Origin of the sequence: Paraliomyxa miuraensis, assembly GCF_026337845.1 — a bacterium.
Lineage (GTDB): Bacteria > Myxococcota_A > Polyangia > Nannocystales > Nannocystaceae > Paraliomyxa > Paraliomyxa miuraensis.
This window is the reverse complement of sequence record NZ_JAOVZF010000157.1, coordinates 126,371-148,715: the sequence shown is the minus strand read 5'-3', so window position 1 is coordinate 148,715 and position 22,345 is coordinate 126,371. Positions and strand designations below refer to the sequence as shown.

Here is a 22,345-nt window from a genome sequence, read left to right as displayed (position 1 = left end):
GGACGCCCCGGTTTCACGTTGCCCGGTTGTTGGTCGTTCCGTGCCCCAGCGGGTCTCGGGGCCAACCGCGCCCGGGCACGTTTCTACCGCACCGGCAGCCAAAACCGCGACAGCGGCAGCCAGATCCGCTCGGCCCGGCCCTTGACGTTGCCGCGCGGCACGAACGGCAGCGGTCGCTCGGCCTCGGGATCCACGAAGTTGTCCGGATCGATCGCCTTTTCGGCCGCGCGCTGGACCAGCGCCAGCGCGGTCTGCCGTGCGGGGCACAGCCCCCGAAAGCACCGCAGCCGCAGCACCGTCTGCGACTCGGACACCGGCACCACGAACGTGATCGACGACTCGTCGGTAGTCGACCAGGCTCCCGGCAGCGCAGCGTCGTCGGCCTCCAGCCCCGGGATCTCCTGGCGCAGCGCCTCGATCTTGCCGACCACGCCCTCCTGCGGCTGCAACCACGCCTCGAGCTCGACGCTGTGGTCGTCGCCCTTGACCGAGGCTTCGAGCTGCACGCGATCGTACTCGGCCAGCTCGCCGCGCCCGGCGGGGATCTCGGGCAAGCCATCGAGATCGGCCACGCCGAGCAGCGCCGTCATCCGCCGGCGGTCACCGGCCGCCCGCGGCAGCCGCCCGCGCACGAGCTGCAGCAGCTCCTTGCCCCGCGACTCCTTCACGCACACGCCCTTGCCGCACTCGAGCACCACCACCATCTCGCGCGTGGTGTCGGCGGCCACCAGGGCCCAGGAATCACCGCGATCGAGGGTCCATGCGGCAATGCCCTGGTCGTCGAGCTCGGGCTCGGGAGGCCCCCCCTCCTCGGTCCCCTTCCCCGGCTCGACGCCAAGCATGCGCAACGCGGCATCGCGCACCAGCTCGGTGCCGTCGTCGGGCCGCCGAAACACGCGTAGCCGCACCTGCCCGCGCGCGCCCTCGACCTCCGCCGAGGCGAAGCGTCGCTCGAAGTAGTGATCGCGGGGGTTGTGCCGCGACTTGAACTGAGAGCTGTAGTTGGTGGGTCCGTCGGGCCGCGCCAGCAGCTCCCGCGCCTCGCGGCCGCGATTGTCCCCCAGGCGGTCGAGCACCTCGCCGAGCCGGCGTGCCAGCGCAGCCTCGTCGGCGCATACCGCCTTGCCGCACGAGAGCGCCAGCAGCGTGGCCGGCTCGCGCAGCTCCACCACGGCGTGGAAGGCATCGGGATCCTCGCCCACGTGCAATGCGGCCACGTCCTCGCCGTGGCGGCGAAGGGCATCGAGCTCGGCGCCCTGCCCCGGCCCGACCAGCGCATCCCAGCCGCGGTCGTGGACCTGAACGCCCGCGGACGCCAGCATGGCCACCTTGCTCGCGCGCACCGCCGGGGCCGAGAGCGTGGGCTCGCGCCACACCTCGAGCGCCAGGTCGTGGGCCAGCGCGCGGTGGCTGGCCCTGAAGATCACGTGGTCGTGGGAGAACTCGGCCTGCTCGTCGAAGTAGTCCGGCCGCGCCATCGAGAACAAGCGCTCGTCGGTCAGGTCTCGCAGGTCCTTGGTGGACAAGAGCCCATCGGCCTTGACCGCGGTGGCGGGCACCATCCAGCGCCGACTGTCGAGCGAGTCGTTGCGGTTGTCGCCCATCACGAACAGGTGCGCTTGCGGCACCTTCCAGACCTGCGCCGTCCCGGTGGGATCCTTGTGTTCCTCGACGCTGAGCTTGTAGCGCACCACGTAGGTGCGGTCGCCCATGGTCTCCTCGTAGAGCGTGCAGTTGGCGATGGGCTTGTCGCTCTCGGGGTCGAAGCAGCGCTGCTCGAGCCGACGCCGCGGCAGCTCCGAGAACTCGCCCTCCCCTGCGCGCTTGATCGACACGCGCCGTCCCTCGACCATGATCTCGTCGCCGGGCAGCCCCACCACGCGCTTGATGAAGTCCTGGGTCTCGTCGACGGGATAACGGAACACGATCACGTCGCCGCGCTCGATCTGGCCCAGGCTCTCGCCCACCACCGTGGTGGTGAACGGGATCTGGATCCCGTAGACGAACTTGTTGACGAAGATGTGATCGCCGGTCCGCAGCGTGGGCATCATGCTGCCGCTGGGGATCTTGAACGGCTCGTAGAGGCACGAGCGCAGGCCCAGGGCGATGAGCACCGCGATCGCGATGTTCTCGAGCGTCTCCCGCAGCGCGCTCTTGCGGGCAAAGCCCGCGTGCGTGTCGAGCAGCTGGTCGAGGAGATCGGCTTGCGTGTGCAGGCCTCGCCAGTCCTCCTTCTCGCGCAGCTGGTCGATGGCCGCGATGCACTGGCGCATCTGCTCGGCGGGCTCGCGGGCGATGCGGGCTCCGTGGCGCTTGAGGATGCGCGTGGCCTCCTTGCGGAGGATGCGGACGGCCGCGCGCACCTGCCGGGGATCGGCGACCGGCTCGGGCTTGGCCTGGGCGCCGGCCTTGGGCTTGGCGTCGCCGAACGCAGGCGCCTTGGGGGTGCCCTTGGCCGCTGCCCCCTCGGGCTCGGCCACGCCCTTGGAGCCGGCCGCACCCTCGGACTTCGCCGTGCCCGCCTCCGGTTCCGGCTGCCCTTCGCTGCGCTCGCTCACCCACCCTCCAGGCTCAAGACCGCGTGAAAGGCGGCCTGAGGGATCTCGACGTTGCCGATGGCCTTGAGACGCCGCTTGCCCCGCTTCTGTTTCTCGAGCAGCTTGCGCTTGCGGCTGATGTCGCCACCATAGCACTTCGCCGTCACGTTCTTGCGCACGGCCTTGACGGTGGTGCGCGCGATCACCCGCGTGCCGATGGCCGCCTGCACCGCCACCTCGAACTGCTGCCGCGGGATCAGCTCCTTCATCTTCACGCACAGGTCGCGACCGCGGTGGAACGACGTGTCGCGGTGGGTGATGAGCGAAAGGGCATCGACCACCTCGCCGTTGACCAGCAGATCCAGCCGCACCAGATCGGAGCGGCGGTGCCCGGCCGCCTCGTAGTCGAGGCTGGCGTAGCCACGCGAGCGGCTCTTGAGCGCGTCATAGAACCCGAACACCACCTCGGCCAGCGGCAGCTCGTAGGAGAGCTGCACGCGGGTCTCGGTGAGGTAGCTGAGGTCGCGCTGGATCCCCCGCCGCTCCTCGCAGAGCTTGATGATCGCCCCCAGGTGCTCCTGCGGCAGCTGGATCCGGGCCAGGATCACCGGCTCCTCGATCCACTCGTAGTCGCCCAGATCGGGAAATTTGGCCGGGTTCTCGACCACGATGGACTCACCGGTCTTGAGCCCCACCTGGTACTTGACGCTGGGCGCGGTGGTGATGAGGTCGAGGTCGTACTCGCGCTCGAGCCGCTCCTGCACGATCTCCATGTGGAGCAGGCCCAGGAACCCCAGGCGGTAGCCGAAGCCCAGCGCCTCGGAGGTCTCGGGCTCGTAGGAGAACGAGGCGTCGTTGACCTTGAGCTTGGCCAGCGCGTCGCGCAGCGCGGGGTAGTCGGCGTTGTCGGTGGGGAACACCCCGGCGAACACCATCGGCTGGACCTCCTGGAAGCCCGGCAGCGGGGTCGCCCCCTCGTCGCTGGCGAGGGCCACCGTGTCGCCGATCTTGGCGTCGGCCAGCTCCTTGATGCTGGCGTTGAGGTAGCCCACCTCGCCCGCGCACAGCTCGGGCAGATCGGTGCCCTCGGGCGCGAACACCCCCACCGACTGCACCTCGTAGCGCCCGGCGGTGGCCAGGAGCTGGATCCGATCGTCGGGGCGGACGCGACCCTGGAACACGCGGATCACCGAGATGACCCCGCGGTAGGAATCCCACCAGCTGTCGATGACCAGCGCGCGCAGCGGGACCTCGCGATCGCCCTTGGGGGGCGGAATCCGCTGCACGATGGCCTCGAGCAGCGCGCCGATGCCCAGGCCGGTCTTCGCGCTCACCTCGACGGCGTCGGTGGCATCGAGACCGACCATCTCCTCGATCTGCTCCTTGACCGTGTCGGGGTCGGCGCTGGGCAGATCGATCTTGTTGATGACGGGGATGATCTCGAGGTCGGCGTCGAGCGCGAGATAGACGTTGGCGAGGGTCTGGGCCTCGACCCCCTGCGCGGCGTCGACCACGAGCAGCGCCCCCTCGCAGGCCTTGAGGCTGCGCGAGACCTCGTAGCCGAAGTCCACGTGTCCGGGGGTGTCGATGAGGTTCAGCTCGTACGACTCCCCGTCGGCCGCGCGGTAGGTCATGCGCACGGTCTGGGCCTTGATGGTGATGCCTCGCTCGCGCTCGAGATCCATGCGATCGAGGTACTGCGCCTGCTTGTCGCGCTCGCCGAGCAGCCCCGTGTGCTCCATGAGCCGATCGGCCAGCGTGCTCTTGCCATGATCGATGTGCGCGATGATGCAGAAGCTGCGGATGCGAGCCTGCGGCGGCGCCACGAGGATTTCGGGCTTGCCGGTGGGTGCGGTCGCGTTCATGACGGAAAGCTCGGGCGGGGGGGGATACCACAGCCCGGCCCTCCCGGCTTGCCCTGGGTCCCTCGCCCTTCTAGAGTATGGCCGTGCCAGCACGTGCGTCCGGTCATGAGCCCTTCCCAGCAGGCCGACGAGGGCGCCGTGGCCCGCGTGAGGGGCGGGCTCGGGTCGTGATCGCCAGCCCCTCGAGCGCCTACCGACGCACGACGCGGGGGCAGGCCGCATCCCTGGGGCTGTGGTTGGGCGCCTTCCTGCTGGGGGCCGCTGCCTGCGCCGGTCCGCAGAACAAGGACGACGAGCCCCAGCCCCCCGAGGACGAGCCCGCGTTGGACGCGCGGGCGCGCAATCCCAACCTGCGGGATCTGTCGGTCGACAGCACCCGCTGTGACACCCGAGGTGCCCACCCCAAGCAGCTCGACACCAACCACGACGGCCGAGCCGACGTCGTCTCGCTGTACGATCGCTCGGCCGACGGTCCGCTGCGGTGCAAGCAGGCCGATCTCAACTTCGACGGCCGCCTCGACGCCTACTTCCACTACGACGACAAGGGCGAGATCGTTCGCGAGCAGTTCGACCAGGACTACGACGGGCGCATCGACCTGGGCAGCTACTACGAGGGTGGTGCCCTCGTGCTCGACGAGCTCGATCTCAATCGCGACGGGTTCGTGGACGCGTGGCGGCGCTACGACAAGGGCCGGCTGACCCGCATCGAGACCGATCGCGATGGCGATGGTCGCCCCGACATGTTCGCCTACTATCTCGCGGGCCGCATCGATCGGATCGGCTACGACGTCAGCGGCGACGGCAAGGTCGATCAGTGGGATCACGACGCAGCCCGGCGCGCTCGACAGGCCGAGCAGCTCCGCATCAAGGACGAGCAAGAGGCCGCGCCCAAGGCCGAGGGCTACGTGGACGAGCCGGCCAGGGGCGAGGACGAAGACGCGTCGGAGGAGGCCGCGGGCGACGAGGAGGCCGCGGCCAGCGAGGACGAGGGCAAGGGCAGCAAGAAGGGCAAGGGCAAGAAGGGCAAGGGCAAGGTCGACGACGGTGCCAAGACCAAGCCCAGCGATGCCGGCAAGAGCAAGGGCAGGACGGTCGCGCCCCCGTCCGCGCCCTCGAAGCCGGCCACGGCCGAGCCCGAGCCCGAGCCTGCCAAGCCCGAGCCCGCCAAGCCAGCCTCGGGCGCTCCCGCACCGGTCAAGCCCACGCCCGTCAAGCCCGGCTAGTCCCTCGTGAGCCCACGAGCCGGGGCCCGTCGCCAGCCATGGCCGAGTTCGATACGCTCCCAGCCATGGCCGAGGAGCCCGACGAGATCGACGACACCGACGACAGCGATGACGCCGACTCGGACTTTGGCCCGCCGTTCTCCCCCAAGACCTTCGGTGGAGCGTTCGTGTGGGCCCGTGGCGAGAGCTATACGTCCACGGTGCTACGGGTCAAGGAAGGCGAGAACGTCGTCGTCTCGACCCACGGTCGGCGTGACATGGTGGTGATGCTGACCGGCGGTCGTGGGGTCCTCGAGGTCAACGACGGCAACGAGGTCGACCGCGTGGAGCTGCTGCCCGCGGCTCCCGTGACGATCAGCCCCGATCGATCCTACCGCCTGCTGGCGGTGACCGAGGTCGAGCTGTTCACCGTGTACTCGTCGCTGACCTGAGCCGCGGCCTTGGCCAACGGGCCGAGTGCGACTAGAAGGAACGGCGTGACGACCGATGAGCGCCCCCCTCCCCTGCGCCACCTCGATGCGATCCGCTACGTGACCCCGCTTCGCGAGGGAGGCTCGGTGCCCGCGGTGATGGAGCTGTCGGATGGCACGCTGCACGTGGTCAAGCTGCGGGGCGCGGGCCAAGGGCCGCGGGCGTTGGTGGCCGAGATCATCGTGGGGCAGCTGGCGCGGGCGCTCGAGCTGCCCGCGCCCGAGGTCGCGCTGGTGACCCTGCCCGACGCGATCGCGCGGACCGAGCGCGACCAGGAGATCCAGGAGCTGCTCGTGGCCAGCGTGGGCCTGAACGTGGGCCTCGCGTTCCTGTCGGGGGCGTTGATGTTCGATCCGGCCGCTCCGCCGCCCTCGTTGGACAGCGAGCTGGCCTCGCGGCTGGTGGTGTTCGATGCCTTCGTGACCAACGTCGATCGTACCGCACGCAACCCCAATCTGCTGTGCCGACAGGGCGAGCTTTGGCTCATCGATCACGGGGCTGCGCTCTACTGGCATCACGACTGGGACGGAGGGCTCGTGGGGGTCGATCGGCGGTTTCCCCTGACCAAGGACCACGTGCTGCTGCCGTGGGCCGATGCGCTGTCCCGGGCGGGCGACTGGCTGCGGCAAGGGCTCACCGATGCGCGCATCGAAGCCGCCGTGGCCGACGTGCCCGCGGCGTGGATCCACGACGATCCGGCGCAGGTCGAGCCACGGCGGACGGCCTATGCTTCGTTCCTGCGCGCGCGCCGTGACCAGGCCGAGGGGTTCTTGCAGGAGGCGATCGATGCCCGAGCACGCCTATGACTACGCGGTGCTTCGCGCCGTCCCCCGCGTCGAGCGGGGGGAGCGGATCAACGTGGGCGTCGTGCTGTCGTGCCCCACCCTGGGGTTCCTCGATTGTGCCACCGGGCTCGATCGCGAGCGGCTGCGGGCCCTCGATCCCTCGGCCGACGTGGAGGCGATCGAGCGGCAGCTACGGGCGATCGAGGCGGTGTGCCGCGGGCGGCGGGGCGCCGGTCCGATCGCGGCGCTTCCCCGCAGCGAGCGCTTCCACTGGCTCGTCAGTCCGCGCAGCACCATGCTGCAGGCCTCGAGCGTGCACGCCGGGCGATGCGCGGACCCGGCCCGAACCCTGGCGGCGCTGTTCGACGCGCTGGTGGCGCCCCAGCATGCACGATGACGGAACGGATCGATCGAGCATTTTTCCTGCAACGCTAGCCGCTCGTGGCCGATGTGTTCCCCGTGACTGGACCCCCGCAGCCGGACCCCGGCGTCCCGTTCGTGCCACGACACCAGTTCGAACGAGATGGACCCAATGATCTCTTGGATCCCACCCTCGATGTGGTCTTCAAGCGCATGCTCACGCGCGAGCCCGAGTTGCTTCGCCACATGCTCCAGGGCGTCCTCGCCCGACCGATCCGGTCCATCACCGTGATCGACGCCGACATCCCCGGGCAGGATGTTCGGGACCGGCGCGTGGTCTTCGACGTACGCGTGGTCTTCGACGACGGAACCCGCACCGACGTCGAGATGCAGCGTACGAACACCGTCGCGTTGCCGTCTCGCCTGCTGTACTACGGCGCTCGGGACTACGTGGACCAGCTCTCGCGCGGCGATGGATACGATCGACTCACCCCAACCGTGGTCGTTGCCTGGCTCGTCGAACCACTGTTTTCCGGGCTACCCCTACACGCGGTGTTCGAGATGAGGGAGCGCCACTCGCACATCCTGCTCTGCGACCAGCTCTCGATCCACGTGTTGCAGCTCAGCGCACTGCCGACCTCGGATGCTACCGGCTATGATGCCGTGGTCGAGCGCTGGGCTCGGTTCTTCACCAGGTTCGACGACGACGCCGAGCTGGACTGCCTCGCTGCGGAAGATCCCATCATGGCCCTTGCAAAGCAGACCCTCGAAGATCTCTCCCAAGACCCCGAGACCTGTCGCCTCGCTCGATGGCGGGAGCAGGAGATCAGGCTGTACGAGATCGAGCGCGTTGCCGGCCGCGAGCAAGCCCTCGCGGACGGTCGGGCCGACGGTCGGGCTGAAGGTCGGGCTGAAGGTCGGGCCGAGCTCCTGCTCGTATTGTTGGACACGCGATTCGGACCGCTGTCCGAGGCGAATCACGCCCGCGTGGAGGCGGCATCACCGGAGCAGGTCGAGGCGTGGGCCAAGCGGGTCTTGACGGCGGGTTCGCTCGAAGAAGTCCTCGGTCCGCTGCATGTCCGAGGCGCCCCGAAAGTCGTCACCCACACTCGAGGTGGGGATCCACCGGGGCGTGACACTTGAGGCAGGCCCGCCGCGCCCGGCTGGCGAGCGCCCGGCACCGTGGTGAGCGCCCGAATCCCGGCCCGTGCGGGCTGACGTCGAGCCCCGCCGCGGCGACTCCGGTCGTGGCGTGGCACGCCAGACAGCTGTCCTCGGTGTGGCAGCTGACGCAGGCTCCGATGTTGCGCTGGGCCGCATGCGCATGCCCCTGGGGCATCCCGGGGGGACCCGACCAGCCATCGGGGTGGAAGCGCAAGCCCCCGCCGACGCCAAAGGCCCCCTCCTCGCGCTCGCCAAAGCCCATGCGCTCGTGGCAGCCCAGGCAGAAGGTCTGCGTGCGGTGGCACGACTGGCAATCCTGGGTACGCGCCCGGGCATCGAGCGCGTGCGCGGTCACGTAGTCGCCCGCATGGATCCGCAGCGGACGCAGCGCGCCCGCGTGGCAGTCGAGGCAGAAGCTCTCGTCGTGGCACGACTGGCACAGGGTGGGGTTGGCCTTGCTGATGCCGGCGTGGTCCTCCACGAAATTCAGATCGTGCGCCGCCCCCCAGCCGCTGCGGCCGGTCGGGATGAGCGCTGGAAGCACCCGGTCGTCCTGGGCGCGCGTTGCCAGGCGGCCCGAGGCCTCGGTGGGGTGGCAGGCGCCGCAGCGCTCGGTGGCCTGGAACCCGTCGTGGCACGTGAGGCAGTCGGCCTCGCGCGGAAGCTGCAGCGTGGTGGCCAGCCGCACCTTGCTCATGTCGCCGTGGCAGTCCTCGCAGTCACTGCCGCGCTGGCCCTTGAACTGGGCGTGCATCTGGTGGTTGAACACGAGCTGGGGACGCGGCGCTCGCAGACCCGCCGTCACCCGGTTGTCGGCATCGACCTCGGTGTGGCAAAGGGCGCAGCGGGCCGGCTCGCCACGCGGGCGCGGGTGCTGGGGGCCATGGCACTCGTCGCAGCTCTCCCCGCGCGGGAAGTTGAGGTCGCGGGATCTCGTGCTGGTCGCCACGTCGGTGTGGCAACGACTGCAGTCGATCCCGAGCGCGAGGTGCTGGCCATGGTTGAAGCGCAGCGGGATCTCCTGCTCGGGGTACACGGGCGAGCCGCGGCGTACGGGTCCCACCATCACGGCGGCAGTGGTGGGGACCTCGGCCCGGGCGCGAGCCTTGCCCCCGTCGCCCACCGTCGCGGTGCGACTTGGGCCTCCACGGGTCGGTGCCCCCTGGGCGAGCGGATCGCGGCACAGCGCGGCCACGAACAGCAGGCCCAAGCCGAGCACCCAGAGCACGAGGTTGCGGGTCATCGCTGGCCTCCTCGCAGGGCCCAGTCGACGCTCAGGATCCCGAACGCGCGGAAGGCCCCGCGCAGGAACGGGGAGAACATCTCCTCGGCCACCACGTTGATGTAGATGCCGTGCCCCAGGCGGAGGTTGGCACCGCCCTGCACGGCCACGCTATAGCCGGTGGGGGCGTCGGGCTCGCCCGTCGCCCCTGACGACGGCGATGATGAGTAGTAGAGCACGTAGCCACGGCCATCGAGACCCAGCCGGTCGTAGATCACGTGGGTGCGCGCATCCACACTGGCGCCCACTCGCGTGCCGCCCTCACCACCCAGGCCGAATGCATCGGCCCGCAGGCCCACGCGCCGCCGCTGGTAGGCGGCTCCGGCCCCGCCCCCTCCCCCAAAGCGCACGGCCTTGGTGGGCTCGGTCCCGAGGGCGGCGGTGAGGTCATCGCGAAACAGTCGGCCCTGAAAGCGTGCGTCGAGTCGCCAGCGCGGGCCGGGGCGCACCTCGTAGGACAGCCGCACGTCCTCGAACGGGGTCACCGAGAACACGTTGAAGATCGAGTCGAGGTCGAATGCGGGAATCGTGCGCAGGTACTGGGCCCGTACGCGGTGCAGCTCGGTGAGCACCCAGTCGACGCCCGCCGACAGGTCGTCGACGCGGCTGGTGCCGAGGTTGTAGCGGGCCGAGGCAAACGGCGAGAACTTGCCGTCGCGAAGGTGCAGGGCCACCGTGCCGCTCCACACCTCCTGGTCGATCCCGGGAGCGAGTCCCAGCGTGCCGTCGCTGTCGATCCGATCCACGCCGAGCGATGCCGGGGTGAAGGTCCGGCGGTAGGCGACGCGTGCATCCATGAACCGCACGTCGGACATCGAGACCGCGGCGCCCACCATCGGCGACGAGATCGCATCGGCGTCCGTGCCCGAGGTCCCATCGAGCTCGAAGGTCGGAAAGCCGAACACGGCCGAGCCGTCGACCTGCAGGCCGCCAAACGCCTCCACCGCGAGGTGGGCCGGAGTTCGCACCTTCACCCAGCCACCGTCGAACGCATAGAAGTCCAGGCCCGACATCTCGAATTGGCGGCCGAGGCGGAGGTCGACCCAGCCACCGAGGCGCTCGCCCTCGAGGTAGCCGAACAGGAGATCGATCTGGCGGCCGTCGATCGACTGCAGCAGCGACTGGGCCGATCCGGTCGCGCCGGTCTGCATGGTGCCGAAGTCGTGACGCAGCCGCATGGACGAGACCAGGCGCAGCTGGCCGTCGTCGGGGTCGCGACGCCACTGGTCCGCTTCCTTGGGTGGCAGCAGCTCGAATACGCCGAGGTTGACGTACTGGACCACGCGGCGTCGGCTGACCAGGGCTCCGCTCTCCCCGGGCAGCCGGACCATGTAGCCCTCGCCGATCGTGCGCGCCACGGTGCGGACCTCGGCCGCCTGCGCCCCGCCGGTCCAAAGCCACAGCGCGGTCGCGACCGCGCCCCACGTGCAGGAAGGCGCGGTCGCACGCAATCGCGGCGGCCGGGCTTTGGGCACGCGCAGCATGGGCGAGGCGTATGCTATGCGATCCCCACGCACCCTCCCGACGAAATGACGCGCGCCGCACCACCCCGTCCCCTTGCCCCCTGCTCCGCGGCCTCGGACCGGTCCCTCACGCGATGGGGCGCCGGCGTGGGGTCGAGGCTCGGTCGGTGGGCGGCACGAAGAGCCGCGGCAGGACTCCTGGGAGGGCTGCTCGCGGCTTGCGCTCATCCCGCCGCGACCGTGGCGCCCGCGGCCTTGCCCACCCCGTGGATCGATGATCCCCTCCTCGGCTCGGCCCCTCGCGAAGTGGCCATGCTGGCGTCGCTGTCGCGAGGGGATCCCCAGGCCCGGGCCGTGCGACTCGATCGCCTGCTCGATCTGCTCGACGCGGCGCGCTTTGGCCAGGATCAGGATGCTCGCGAGACCCTCTGGGATGCGCTGGGGGGCCATGCGACCGGGGTGGGCGAACGAGCGACCCGCGAGGCGACCGAGCGCTTGCTGCGGGAGGCGCTCGGTCTCGAAGAGGCCGCCCACCGATCGGCCGATCTCACGGTCGCGAGCTTCTGCGCCGATCTGATCATGCTGCTCTCGGCCGACCTCCAGCCGCCCGCGGTCGCGGAGGACCTCTCGATCCGCACCCTGGTGTACCGCACCGTGATCGAGCAGGGTCACCCGCGCCTGGCCGACAACGCGCGCTGGAGGATCTACGACCACGTGCGGGGCACCCTGGCGGCCGCGGTGGAGGTACCGCCCGGCGATCGACTGTCGATCGCCGTGCAGGCGCTCTACGCCGAGCGCGACTCCGTGGAGGCGCTGCTGGCCGACACGGCGCCCCACGCCCGCCCCCCATGGCCCACCGCCGACGAGCTGTGGGCCTTGATGGACGAGCAGCAGCGCGCGCTCTCGAGCGAGCCCCGCTGGGCCACGGTGGTCGATCGACGCGCGGGCGACGACCACGCCCTGCACGACACGCTCCGGGCATCGCTGCCCGCTCCCCGTGCGCCCGACTGGCCGCTGCGATCGTTCCCGGCTGGCACCGCACGCGCCGAGAGCCTGGCGCCGGTGGTCTGGGCCCATGAAGGGCGTCTGGTGGTGGACGCTGGTCGCTCGCACGCGCGCGCCTTCGGCCTCGACGTCGAGACCAACGACGAGCTGGCCGAGCTCGCACAGGCCGTGGGCAACACGCTGGCCCAGGACGGACGAGGCACCCTGCTGCTGGTTGCGGAGCCCCAGCTGCCCGCGCCGCTCTTGCGCACGGTGCTGCGGGCGATCTTCCGCGCCCATGCCGAGCGGGTCGAGCTCGCGGTCGTCGAGCCACGAGTGTCCGCCAGTCCGCGTGACGATCGGGGCGAGGTCGTGATGGCCCTTCCCCTGTACGTCACCCACGCCGCGGGGCAGCGCGCGGGCGATCGGGCCTGGGCGCAGGCTCGCGTCCACGTGCACCTCGACGGACGCGGCCCGAGCATCGCGGTCGATGGGCGCTGGCTGAGCCGCGTGCCCGCCGATGCCCGGGGTCTGCGGGCGGTGGTGGAGCAGCTCGGTCGTGCCTTCCCTCGCGAGCGAGGCGTGGTGGTGAGCCTCGGGGGGGACGTCCAGCTGCAGCAGCTGCTCGAGCTGCTCGTGGCGCTGCAGGGCGGCCCGCAGCGCCCGTTCGAAGCGGTCGGGTGGATGGCCGACGGCTCTGCTCCTCCCCCCAAGCAGGGGGGCGACGACTGGCTGGAGCGACGCTCGGCGATGGCCTGGGAGCATCCGCGGGTGGAGCTCGAGCAGCCCTACGCGCTGGGAGCCGGGGATCAGAAGCGCCTCGAGGCACTCGCCGAGGATCTCGCGGTGTGCCTGCCCGAGCTCGGCGCCGAGCGGCCGCCGTCAGCGGTGACGCTCGCGCTACGGTTCGAGGAGGGACGCCTGCGTCACGCGGAGGTCAGGCCCGCGCCGCGGCGGGCCAAGGCCGGGGTCGATGCCGTGATCGAGTGCATCCGCGACGAGGGCTACGCGCTGCGCCTTCGCGAGCATCGGGAGGGCCTCGAGCTCAGCGTCACCCTGCACGCGCCCGCGCCATGATCGGGACCTCCGGCCCCTCGGCTCGACGACGCCGGGGACCAAGGAGCGCCGCGAGACCGCGGGCCAGGTGCCTCCACACCCCGCGGCGCGGCGCGAGGGCCGAGGGGCGGCGAGGCTCGGCCTTCCGAGCCAGTCCGGGTACGAGCCGCCGCAGCTCCTCCTCGAGCACGTAGACGTTGGGAGGGCGTGCCTCGGGATGTCGCGCCAGACAGCGCTCGACCAGGCGACGCAGCCGTGGATGGATCGGAGGGTGGTTCGGCCAGGAGGGGCGGACCCCCTCGATGTGCGCGTTGATCTTGGCCACTGCGCTGCGCCCCTCCACCAACCGACGGCCGGTCAGCAGCTCGTAGGCGCAGCACCCGAGCGCGTAGACGTCCGAGCGCACGTCGACCGGGCGAAACTCGGCCTGCTCGGGAGCGATGTACTCGGGCGTGCCGCTGAGGAGATCGGGCTCGGAGTGGATCCGCTCGGCAATGCCCAGATCCACGATGCGCACGTCGTCGACGGCCCCCTCCCCCAACACGATGATGTTGGCGGGCTTGACGTCGCGATGAACCCAGCCTGCATCGTGGATCGCGGCCAGGCCCCGGCAGGCTCCGCGAATCCACGCGATCACGGCGGCGGGCTCGCAGCGACCCGTTGCCTCGAGCTTGGCAGCGAGCGACTCGCCATCGATGTACTCCATCGCATACCAGGGGCGGCCGTCGGGGAGCACGCCGTCCGCCACCACCTTGACCACGTAGGGCGAGTCGATCTGGCGCAAGATCTCCACCTCGCGATGGAAGCGCAGCCGCACCGATCCCGTGCTGCGATGGCAGAGCACCTTGACCGCCAGCGGAGGGCCTGCGTGGCCGCTGGTCGCCCGGTAGACCTCGCCCGACGCGCCCTTGCCCACGCGTGCCTCGAGGCGCAGCTCCGTACCCGGCAGGAGCCGACCCGACAGGCCGTGTTCGCGAGTCACGGGCACGTCGACGGGGCGCGTGATCTCCTCGGGTCGAGGGACCACGCGGGCGACGGTACCGGAGCCCGTGGGGTCGGTGCTCATCGGCTCTGAGTTCGACGAAATCAGGGGGCACGAGGGAACGAGCGGTGGAGCGGCAGGTCTCACGGGCTTGGGTTGCATGGTCATGGTCCGGGGTACCCCGATGACTCGTGCAAGGCGCGATCCAAGCGCATGACCGAGGATTGCTGCGCCCGCGGCGAAGCGCCGAGCGAGCACGACCGTGACGTGAGCGCTCACCCGTGCGGAGGTGGTCGCGATGGCGGCTCCATCCCCGGCGCGGCGGCCGAAGCGATGCCCAGGGGGATGGGAACGAGCGCGAGCGTCGTCGCCTTCGCCGATCAGCGGGCGCGTACGACGTCCTGCACCGCGTGCTCCACCTGCCGGGCGAACGTCGTGAGACCTTCGTAGTGCTCGGGGGGAAGCACGCCCGTGCGAAGGGTCGATGTGACGCGCAGGAGCAGACCCTCGGAGGTTCGGTCGACCTCTCGCACGAAGCGCCCGTGCTCGGACTCGAGGACCCTGGGTTCGGGGACCGAGTCGAGCCGTGCACCGGAGACGTGGAGCCGCAGCTCGGCCTCGAGCTTGGGTGCGTAGGGGATCACGAGCCCCGTGGTGCGCCGCGGCAGTCCGGCGAACGGGGCCGCCGGATTGAGCGGCATCGGCGTGGCCCGCAGCACCAGGGTGCCGTCTTGGGTGACCCCGGCTCCCGAGGTGGACGCCGAGAACCGCAGCTCGAGCGGCGCAGTGAGCTCGTCTTCGTGCCGAAGCTCGAGCCGATCGAGGGAGGCCGCGGGCAGCCACGACAGCTCGGCTTGCTCGAAGACCTCCTCGATGCGATCGCGATCGATCTGCCGCAGGGCCTGCCGCCACAGGATCGCCTCCATGCCCTGAAGGGTGATGGTGCCTTCCACCGTACCGGCGCCCCGGGCATCGAGCCGTAGATCGAGGTCGTAGCGCCGCCGGTCTTCGTACTCGGGGGCGACGTCGGGCAAGGTCACCGGGCCCGAGGGGCCCTCGCTCGGCTCGAGCTGGATCCGCAGGCCATCGGTCTTGCGGTAGCCAGGGGCGAGATAGCCCAGCGGCATCACCTTCGAGACCGTCATCACCATCAGCGGCTCGTCGGCGTCGGGCAGCGTCACCGCCAGCATGGCCGCCTCATAGGTCTCGACCAGCGGATGCCCGCCCGGCAGCGGGCGAGGACCGTAGCCATCGCGCGCCAGCCATAGCTCCGCGGGGAGCCCGGCCTCGCGCAGCATGGCTCGCAGGAGCATCAGCCGGCTGCCGGTTCGCCCGGCCAGGGTGGCGGTGGCGGGCGTGGAGAGGTCACCGGCGTCCTCCACGTTCTCGACCACCCAGCTCCACAGCACCTGGAGCTGGTCGCGGGGCGTGGCCTGGCCACGGACGAGCGATCGTACCAGCGAGCGCAAGGCGGGGTTGCGGCGCTGCGAGTCGCGGATCTGAGCCGCGAGTCCGTCGAGGTATCGCGGCAGATCGAGGTCGGTGTAGACGTGCACCGAGGGCAGCTCCTCGAGCCATGGTCGCGACCCGGGCTCGACGCCCAGCCGCGGGACCTCGTCGGCGCGAAAGTGGTGCACGGTCAGGGGCCGTCCGTCGATCTCCAGCGTGCGCGGCTGGTCGACCGGCGGTCCGTTGCGCTCGTCGAAGCGCAGCGGAATCGAGGGCGGGTGCACGACCAACAGCTCGGAGCGGTGATAGGGCACGTCGGCCGACTGGAACCGGAACGTCGAGACGTCGACGTAGCCCGGCACGGCGCCGGCGGGGCCCTGCTCCACGATGTACTCGTACTCGACGACGTCGCCGATCTCGAGGTGCCGCAGGCTCACCCCCTCCTTGCCCGGCACCGACTCGGGCTCGAGCAAGCGACCGTCGGGCTTGATCGTGCGCAGAGTGAGCAGCTCGGCCGCGTCGGGGATCGAGAGCTCGCCGTAGTCGTCGAGCGCCTCCTTGCTCAGCAAGTGGGCCATGATGTGCACGATCTGTCGCTGGCCGCCGTTGTCGTAGACGCGGGCCACGCTGCGGTCGAGCACCAGCACCTCCCCCACGCCCTCGTAGGTCGCGCCCGAGGCCCGATACTCGCGCAGCGCGGCCAGGCCATCGATCCGCCAGGTCATCAGATCGTCGGCGATCCCCAGATCGGCCGCCGAGCGCCACAAGGCGTTGCTCTGCGGGATCTTGGCGAGCGCCTCCCGCAGCTCTCCGCGAGCGCCCGGCAGGTCGCCGGAGGTCGCGGCCAGATCGGCCAGGGCGAGGTGGCTGCCCACCCGAAACGGGTTGTAGCGCAGCACGGTGTTCAGGTGCCCCCGCGAGGCTCCGAGATCGCCACGCAGTGCCTCCACGCGGGCGAGGTGCCCGAGCGCATCGAGGTCGTCGGGAGTGCGCTCCAGGTCGGTCGACAGCAGCGCCTGCGCCTCGTCCCAGCGGCCGCGCGACTCGGCCAGCCGCGCGCGCAGACCCAGGCTGCCTGCGCACACCGACATCGCGGCCGCGATCTCGTCCTCGCGGCGCACGTCGGCTCGCTCCCGGGCCAGCAATCGCTGGGCCCGGAGCACCTTGCAGCTGTCGGGCGACAGCGAGGCCGCCCGCATCAGCGCCTGCTCGGCCAGATACTCGTTGCCCTGGGCCAGGAACACCGAAAATCGCATGAGCTGGCCGTCGATCCCGGCGAGGCGGGTCGGCGGCAGCGCGCGCAGGATCTGCTCGACCTCGGCCTCCTCACCGCGATCGCGGCGCACGTCGAGCAGGCGCAGGTGGACCGCGTCGAGCGTGGGGTCGAGGTCGAGGGCTCGCTCGAGCGCCTCCATCTCGCGCGACACCGAGACGGTGCGACCGCGCGATGGATCGGCACGCTCGAAGCGAGCCCGCATCCAGTGGCCTTCGGCGAAGCGCTCGGCCCGGGACAGGCCCGGAAGCTCGCGCTCGGCCCGATCGCTGTCGCCGTCGGCCAGCGCGTCCTCGACCGCGAGATATGCCCGCAGCGGGGCATGGATCGGGCCCTCGATGCCGGGCACCGCTTCGGGCCACGACGCTCGCATGCGACGCGGTCGGCCCGTCCACGGAGCTGCGAGCACCGTGGGCTCGTCGGTCGAAGCAGGCAGCGGAGGCCCGTCGCCCTCCACCGCACGCACCAGCACCCACGCGCGCTCGGCCGGGATCACGGTGTGGATCTCGAGTCGGTGCCAGCCCTCGGTCAGCGACACCTGCAGGGTGGCGCGACCTCGTCCATAGCGCTCGCTGTCGTCGGTGCGATGCAGCAGCCGGCCATCGAGGTAGAAGCGCGCGGCCTCCTCCGCACCCAGATCGAGCACCACCGGTCCCCCCTTGGCCCGCACGTGCGTGACCATGCGCCGGGCCCCGGGGGACGGCGACGGATTCCATACCCGCACCACACACGCAAGCGGCACCATGGCGGCCTCGGGATCGGGCGACAGCGGGCCCGGTGTCAGGTGGGACAGCTCCACCGCACCGCGGCTGCCGTGCATGGGCCCCACCGTCCACTGCTGCACGCATCCCTGCGCGTCGTAGTAGGCGTGATAGGGCTCGCCGCGGCGCCGGGCGATCGCTGCGCGCAGGCTCGACAGCGGCTGCATCACGTCGAACGGCAGCGCATGGGGGGGCAGCCCATCGACCAGCGCCGCGACCTCGCGGTCGTCGTCGGGTCGCTCGCCGTGATGATCGGCCAAGAGGCGCGCCGCGACCTCGGCCACCGCCACTCGCAGCCGCCACGAGGAGTCGTCCCGGGGGGTGGCCGCGGCGGCGCGCACCGCCGCGAACGAGAGCTGGGCCAGGACCGTGGGCTCCTCGCGGGCCTCGGCCATCAGCAGGCGCGAGAGCTGCGACACCGGATCGCCGGCCGAGGCCAGCTCGTCGAGCACCGGGCGTGCTGCGTCTGCATTGCCCAGGTATAGCCACTGCAGGTGGGCCAGATCGCGGCGAGCGGCCACGTCCTCGGGATGTGCACGCAGGTGGGCGTGCAGCGGCTCCACCGCTGCCTGAGGCTCGGACGGATCGAAGGGCGGTCGCGTCCCGGTGGCACGGCAGGCGGCCACGAGCAGCAATGCCGTGGGCAGCAGCGCGCGCAGGCGAGCCCGGGCTCGTGACCACGGCCACGACCACGACCACGAGCGCGAGTGGCGACGACGCTCCCCAAGGGGCCGACGCGCGGCGGAGGACGAAGGGCGTGATACGTGCATCATCGGGCGGGGGTGATCTCGAAGCTCTGCTCGAGGCTGGCGTCGACCTGGCGGAGGAATTGGCGGAAGGCGTCGTACTCCGCCGGGGTGATGCGAGGCTTGGGCAGCAGCAGCCGGCTGCGGACCTCGACGCCTTCGTCGGTGGGCTCGACCTCGAGCGAGAACCGTCCCACCGGGGAGTCGATCGACTTGCCCTCGGGCAAGCGAGAGAACCGGTGGCCGGGCGGCAGGGCGTAGCGCACCCGGTACTCCTCGGTCGATGGCAGATCGAGCACGAGGTCGTGCTCGCGCTCGGTCGTGCCAGCCATGGCCGCGGCCAGCCGCGAGTCGCGACCCAGCACCTGGAAGCGAAGCCGCGGGTCCTCGGCCGCACCTTCCTTGGTCGACCACGTGGGCACCCTCAGCGTCGCCGAGAGCGTCGCCGGCTGCAGGATGTCGTCGAGCCCCGGGGCCTTCACGTCACGGACCTCCACTCCGGGGAACACGTCGCCGAACACCGAGGTCAGCCGCTCCTTGCGCTGCTCGGGCGACTGGAAGCGAAAGCGCACCGACGACGCCCCGCCCCCCCACACGGTGATGGTGTGATCGATGCTCGCGGTGCCATCGGCCCGCAGCGTCACGTGCTGCTCGGTGCGGCGGCCGTTGTCGTCGGCCCCGCTCATCGGAATCGTGCGGAACTTCGCCCCCTTGCCGTCCTCGACCACCAAGACGGTGGCGCCTTGATCGCCCGAGGGCAGCTCGCCCGGACCCGACCACTCGGCGGTGCCGTCGAGGAACAGGTCGAGCGAGGGCACGTAGGTGATGGCGTGGTTGAAGGCGGCGAGGCTGGCCGGCGCCTGCGGCAGCGTGCCCAGGTCGCGGGTTCGCACCAGCACCAGGTGGCTGTCGATGCCGATCTCGGCCAGCATCACCTTGAGCAGGCTCGCCTTGTCCTTGCAGTCGCCGAAGCGGCGGCTGTAGACGTCGGTGGTGCGATACGGCTTGTAGCCGTGGATCCCGAACTCCAGCCCCACGTAGCGGGTGTTGCGGACCACGTGCTCGTAGATCGCGTCGACCTTGGCGCGCTCGTCCGCGTTGGGGGGCAGATCGGCCAGCGCCTGCTGGACCCCCTTGCGGATCGCATCGTCGACCACCAGCTGCTCGCGCACCAGGTTCCAGTACCAGCGCCCCACGTCGTCCCACGAGCGATAGGTGCTCACGTGGAGGAACTGCGCCACCTCGGTCCAGCCCGGCATCGCGCCCTCGGGCTTGATCCCCGGCACGTTCTTCGCCACCACCCGGTACGTGGTCGCCTTGCCGTCCTTGCTCTGCGTCTGCTCGACCTTGCGGTTGAAGTAGAGCGGCTTGTCGCTGGGGGCCTCGAGCACGTACTCCACGTGCCGGATGGGCTCGTCGCCCTGCAGCGGCATCAGGTCACCGTAGTACTCGTCGAACATGTTGCGCGCCGCCACGTCCCGCCGCAGGAACGCGACCTCGAGCGTGTCACCCACCCGCAGGCCCGGGAACGACACCACGATCTGACGCTGGTCGTAGTACATGCGGTAGCCGGCCGAGGCGAGCCCGTAGATCTGCGTGTCGCCGAGCTCCTCGATGGTGCCGTCCTTGCGGTGCACCCGAGCCCGACGCACCTCCACCGTGCTCTCGGCGGGATCGAACGCCACCCCCTGCACGGCCTGGCTGCGGATCCCTCGGTCGTCGAGCACGCGGATGATGCGGTGGTCGAGGCGCTCGGTCAGACCATTGGGGAGCACTCGCACCACCACCCGGTGGTGCAGCACGCCCGCGTCCTTGCCCTTCCACCCCTTGGGGGTGACCTCGGCCCCCAGCGCCTTCAGGTCCACGTCGTAGCGGGCCATCAGGTCGTCGGTGCGACTGTCGTCGAGGCTGGCGAGCAGGTCCCGGAGCTCGGGCTGCTGCGGCATCAGCTGCAGCGAGCGCTCGAAGGCCGCGATGGCGCCAGGCGTGCTGCCGCTGCGCAGCAGCAGGCTCCCCATCGATGCGTGCAGATCGGCGGCCTGGGGCGCCAGCGCGATCGCCTGCCCCAGCGCGATGCGAGCCGCCCCGATGTCCCCCCGGGCCAGCTCGACCTCGGCCAGTCGCGCGTGCGCCTCGGGCACCCCGGGGGTGGCCTCGGCCGCGGCGCGGGCCACCGCGGCCGCCTCGTCGGCCCGTCCGAGATCCAGCAGCGCATCGACCCGAGCGGCGGCCAGGCCCTCGGCGGCCCCCCGGTCACGGGCCAGCGCGGCCAGCGTGGCTAGGGCCTCGTCGGTGCGCCCCTGTCCGCGCAAGCGAGCCGCCAGGTCGCGGCGCAGCGTGCTCGAGCTGGGGAAGCGCTCGATCAGCCGACGCAGCTCGGCCACGGCCAGCCAGGGGTAGCCGTCCTCGGCGAGGCGATCGCACAGGGCCAGCGCGATCAGGGGGTCGTCGGGAGCAACGGCGCTGGCCTCGTCGACCAGGGCTCGGAACTGGCGCTCGAGCCCGAGCGAGCGCTCGCGCCACGCGACCTCGAGCAGCAGCTGGGCCAGCACGGCCGCCCCGTCCGGCCCCTCGGCGCGGGCGCGCTCCACTGCGGAATCGAGCGCGCGGCGGCTGGTGTTCTGATCGCGATCGACCACCGACCGTAGCCATGCCGAGCGCGTCGACTCGACCCGCTCGTCGACCCGCTCGGCGAGCTCGACCAGCGAGCGGTCGTCGCGATCGAACGGGTGGATCCAGCGGTATAGCTCGACCAGCTCCAGCCCTGCCTCCGCCGAGCCGGGGCGCTTGGCCGCGGGGTCGCGGCCCGGATGGCGTCGCTCGAGCAGGCCCCGCAGCGACAGCGTGTCGGCGGCGGTGGTGGGCGAGCCGCTCGTGGCTCCCGGGGCCTGTAGCGGGGCGCCCTCGGTGGGCTCGGCGGTGGTGCGCAGGCCGGGAATCGGCGCCCCCGAGCGCAGGCTCAGGCGCGCGTAGAACCCCCACATGCCCGACTGGGCGCTGGTCTTGACGAGCACCCGGTTCCAGCCCGCTCGCAGCGAGATCGGATGGGCGTCTTGTAGCGGGTGCGGAGCACGGTACGCATCGCCATGACCGACCTCGTCGGTCCCCACCCAGGCGCGGTAGGGCCCGCCCGTCCCCAGGTGCAGCACCGCCTCGGTCGAGTCGTCCACGTGGACCCAGCAGGTGGCATAGCCGGTGACGTCCTCGTTGGGGCGCAGCAGGTCGTCGAGCGAGACGTACCCCGCTCGGGGGATGCCCTCGTAGTCGTAGTGCCGCCACGACAGCGGCTCACCCGGCAGCTTGCCCTCCATCACCTGGGAGATCGAAAACGGCTCGAGCTGCGGCGCGTAGGCCTCGGTCTCGCCCTTGCGTCCGGCGTTGTCGAACGGACCCGCGATCTGCCAGCGCACCAGGTAGCCCTCGTCGAGCAGCCGCGCTTCGGCGTCGTCGAGGCGGCCCTGCTCTTCGTAGAGACGCGCGCGCAAGTAGCCGGCATAGCTGCGGACCAAGGGGTGACGGCCGCGGTCGTCCGCGACCTCGTCCACGAACGACTCGAGCGCGCCGGGGGGCAGCTCGCCCTCGAGCTCGGGCAGCAGGCCCACCAGGGCGAGCACCGCCGCGGGGTCCCGACCGCGGTGCTTGGCCAGCACCGTCTTGCGGCGCTGCAGCTCGCGGGCCCAGCGACCGGGGGATCGATGATCGGCCTCGGCCCGTCCGAGGACCTCGGGGATCGCACGGGTGGGCGAAGGGGCGGCGGCGGCGACCGGTACGGGCGAAAGCGGCAGCAAGAGCGCCAGCCCGAGCCACCAGCCCGAGGCCGTCCGGTGCGAGCGGGGCAAGCACGACCAACACCAGCGTGACGGACGGAGATCGCCAGGGGGCGAGGCGCTCATGGGCGCGGATCATGGAACATCGAACCGCCCCATGCCATAGTCCCGGGACAT

Annotated in this window: 13 protein-coding genes; 6 read left to right on the top strand and 7 right to left on the bottom strand. The window is 71.2% G+C overall.

All coding sequences use genetic code 11. The features are described from left to right. Nucleotides 1–83: 83 nt before the first annotated feature. Entirely contained in the window at nucleotides 84–2,558 is a 2,475-nt protein-coding gene (gene lepB, locus OEB96_RS27975) for a signal peptidase I (protein WP_266219821.1), read from the bottom strand. After that, nucleotides 2,555–4,363 carry a translation elongation factor 4 gene (lepA, locus tag OEB96_RS27970; RefSeq protein WP_407674690.1) on the bottom strand — a complete coding sequence of 603 codons (1,809 nt, stop codon included), beginning with the start codon at nucleotides 4,361–4,363 and terminating at the stop codon, nucleotides 2,555–2,557. Before lepA ends, lepB begins: the two co-directional genes overlap by 4 nt. 206 nt (nucleotides 4,364–4,569) lie before the next feature. Between lepA and OEB96_RS27965 the strand changes: the two genes are divergently transcribed. From OEB96_RS27965 to OEB96_RS27945, 5 genes are all read left to right on the top strand, one after another. Continuing rightward, nucleotides 4,570–5,625, top strand: a complete 1,056-nt coding sequence (locus tag OEB96_RS27965; protein WP_266219819.1) for a hypothetical protein — start codon at nucleotides 4,570–4,572, stop codon at nucleotides 5,623–5,625. Between the two features lie 65 nt (nucleotides 5,626–5,690). After that, complete coding sequence (locus OEB96_RS27960) at nucleotides 5,691–6,056, top strand: hypothetical protein (protein ID WP_266219818.1); 366 nt, start codon at nucleotides 5,691–5,693, stop codon at nucleotides 6,054–6,056. Between the two features lie 45 nt (nucleotides 6,057–6,101). Beyond that, nucleotides 6,102–6,902 carry a HipA family kinase gene (locus OEB96_RS27955; protein ID WP_266219817.1) on the top strand — a complete coding sequence of 267 codons (801 nt, stop codon included), beginning with the start codon at nucleotides 6,102–6,104 and terminating at the stop codon, nucleotides 6,900–6,902. Further along, nucleotides 6,883–7,278 (top strand): DUF3037 domain-containing protein, encoded by a 396-nt coding sequence (locus tag OEB96_RS27950; RefSeq protein WP_266219816.1) that lies wholly within the window; start codon nucleotides 6,883–6,885, stop codon nucleotides 7,276–7,278. The genes OEB96_RS27955 and OEB96_RS27950 overlap by 20 nt, the downstream gene beginning before the upstream one ends. 44 nt (nucleotides 7,279–7,322) lie before the next feature. Further along, the gene (locus OEB96_RS27945) at nucleotides 7,323–8,384 is read left to right on the top strand and encodes an Rpn family recombination-promoting nuclease/putative transposase (RefSeq protein ID WP_266219815.1); all 1,062 of its coding nucleotides are present in this window, start codon (nucleotides 7,323–7,325) and stop codon (nucleotides 8,382–8,384) included. On the opposite strand, the gene OEB96_RS27940 is transcribed toward OEB96_RS27945, so the two are convergent. Both OEB96_RS27940 and OEB96_RS27935 read right to left on the bottom strand, forming a co-directional pair. Further along, nucleotides 8,341–9,648, bottom strand: a complete 1,308-nt coding sequence (locus tag OEB96_RS27940) for a cytochrome c3 family protein (protein WP_266219814.1) — start codon at nucleotides 9,646–9,648, stop codon at nucleotides 8,341–8,343. The genes OEB96_RS27945 and OEB96_RS27940 overlap by 44 nt on opposite strands. Further along, nucleotides 9,645–11,171, bottom strand: a complete 1,527-nt coding sequence (locus tag OEB96_RS27935; RefSeq protein ID WP_266219813.1) for a hypothetical protein — start codon at nucleotides 11,169–11,171, stop codon at nucleotides 9,645–9,647. Before OEB96_RS27935 ends, OEB96_RS27940 begins: the two co-directional genes overlap by 4 nt. 219 nt (nucleotides 11,172–11,390) lie before the next feature. On the opposite strand from OEB96_RS27935, the gene OEB96_RS27930 reads away from it, so the two are divergent. Further along, nucleotides 11,391–13,211 carry a hypothetical protein gene (locus OEB96_RS27930; RefSeq protein ID WP_266219812.1) on the top strand — a complete coding sequence of 607 codons (1,821 nt, stop codon included), beginning with the start codon at nucleotides 11,391–11,393 and terminating at the stop codon, nucleotides 13,209–13,211. Here OEB96_RS27930 and OEB96_RS27925 read toward each other — a convergent pair. The 3 genes from OEB96_RS27925 to OEB96_RS27915 form a co-directional block, all read right to left on the bottom strand. Further along, nucleotides 13,186–14,256, bottom strand: a complete 1,071-nt coding sequence (locus OEB96_RS27925) for a serine/threonine-protein kinase (protein ID WP_266219811.1) — start codon at nucleotides 14,254–14,256, stop codon at nucleotides 13,186–13,188. The genes OEB96_RS27930 and OEB96_RS27925 overlap by 26 nt on opposite strands. 296 nt (nucleotides 14,257–14,552) lie before the next feature. After that, a complete protein-coding gene (locus tag OEB96_RS27920) occupies nucleotides 14,553–18,428 on the bottom strand; it encodes a hypothetical protein (protein ID WP_266219810.1) in 3,876 nt (1,291 codons plus the stop codon). After that, entirely contained in the window at nucleotides 18,425–22,294 is a 3,870-nt protein-coding gene (locus tag OEB96_RS27915) for a DUF3857 domain-containing protein (protein WP_266219809.1), read from the bottom strand. Before OEB96_RS27915 ends, OEB96_RS27920 begins: the two co-directional genes overlap by 4 nt. Nucleotides 22,295–22,345 lie beyond the last annotated feature (51 nt).

Bases quoted from the DNA above. Each gene is read 5' to 3' on its own strand.
- OEB96_RS27960 (WP_266219818.1), top strand. From the start codon at position 5,691: ATGGCCGAGGAGCCCGACGAGATCGACGACACCGACGACAGCGATGAC.
- OEB96_RS27950 (WP_266219816.1), top strand. From the start codon at position 6,883: ATGCCCGAGCACGCCTATGACTACGCGGTGCTTCGCGCCGTCCCCCGC.
- OEB96_RS27940 (WP_266219814.1), bottom strand. From the start codon at position 9,648: ATGACCCGCAACCTCGTGCTCTGGGTGCTCGGCTTGGGCCTGCTGTTC.
- OEB96_RS27935 (WP_266219813.1), bottom strand. From the start codon at position 11,171: ATGCTGCGCGTGCCCAAAGCCCGGCCGCCGCGATTGCGTGCGACCGCG.
- OEB96_RS27925 (WP_266219811.1), bottom strand. From the start codon at position 14,256: ATGAGCACCGACCCCACGGGCTCCGGTACCGTCGCCCGCGTGGTCCCT.
- OEB96_RS27920 (WP_266219810.1), bottom strand. From the start codon at position 18,428: ATGATGCACGTATCACGCCCTTCGTCCTCCGCCGCGCGTCGGCCCCTT.
- OEB96_RS27915 (WP_266219809.1), bottom strand. From the start codon at position 22,294: ATGAGCGCCTCGCCCCCTGGCGATCTCCGTCCGTCACGCTGGTGTTGG.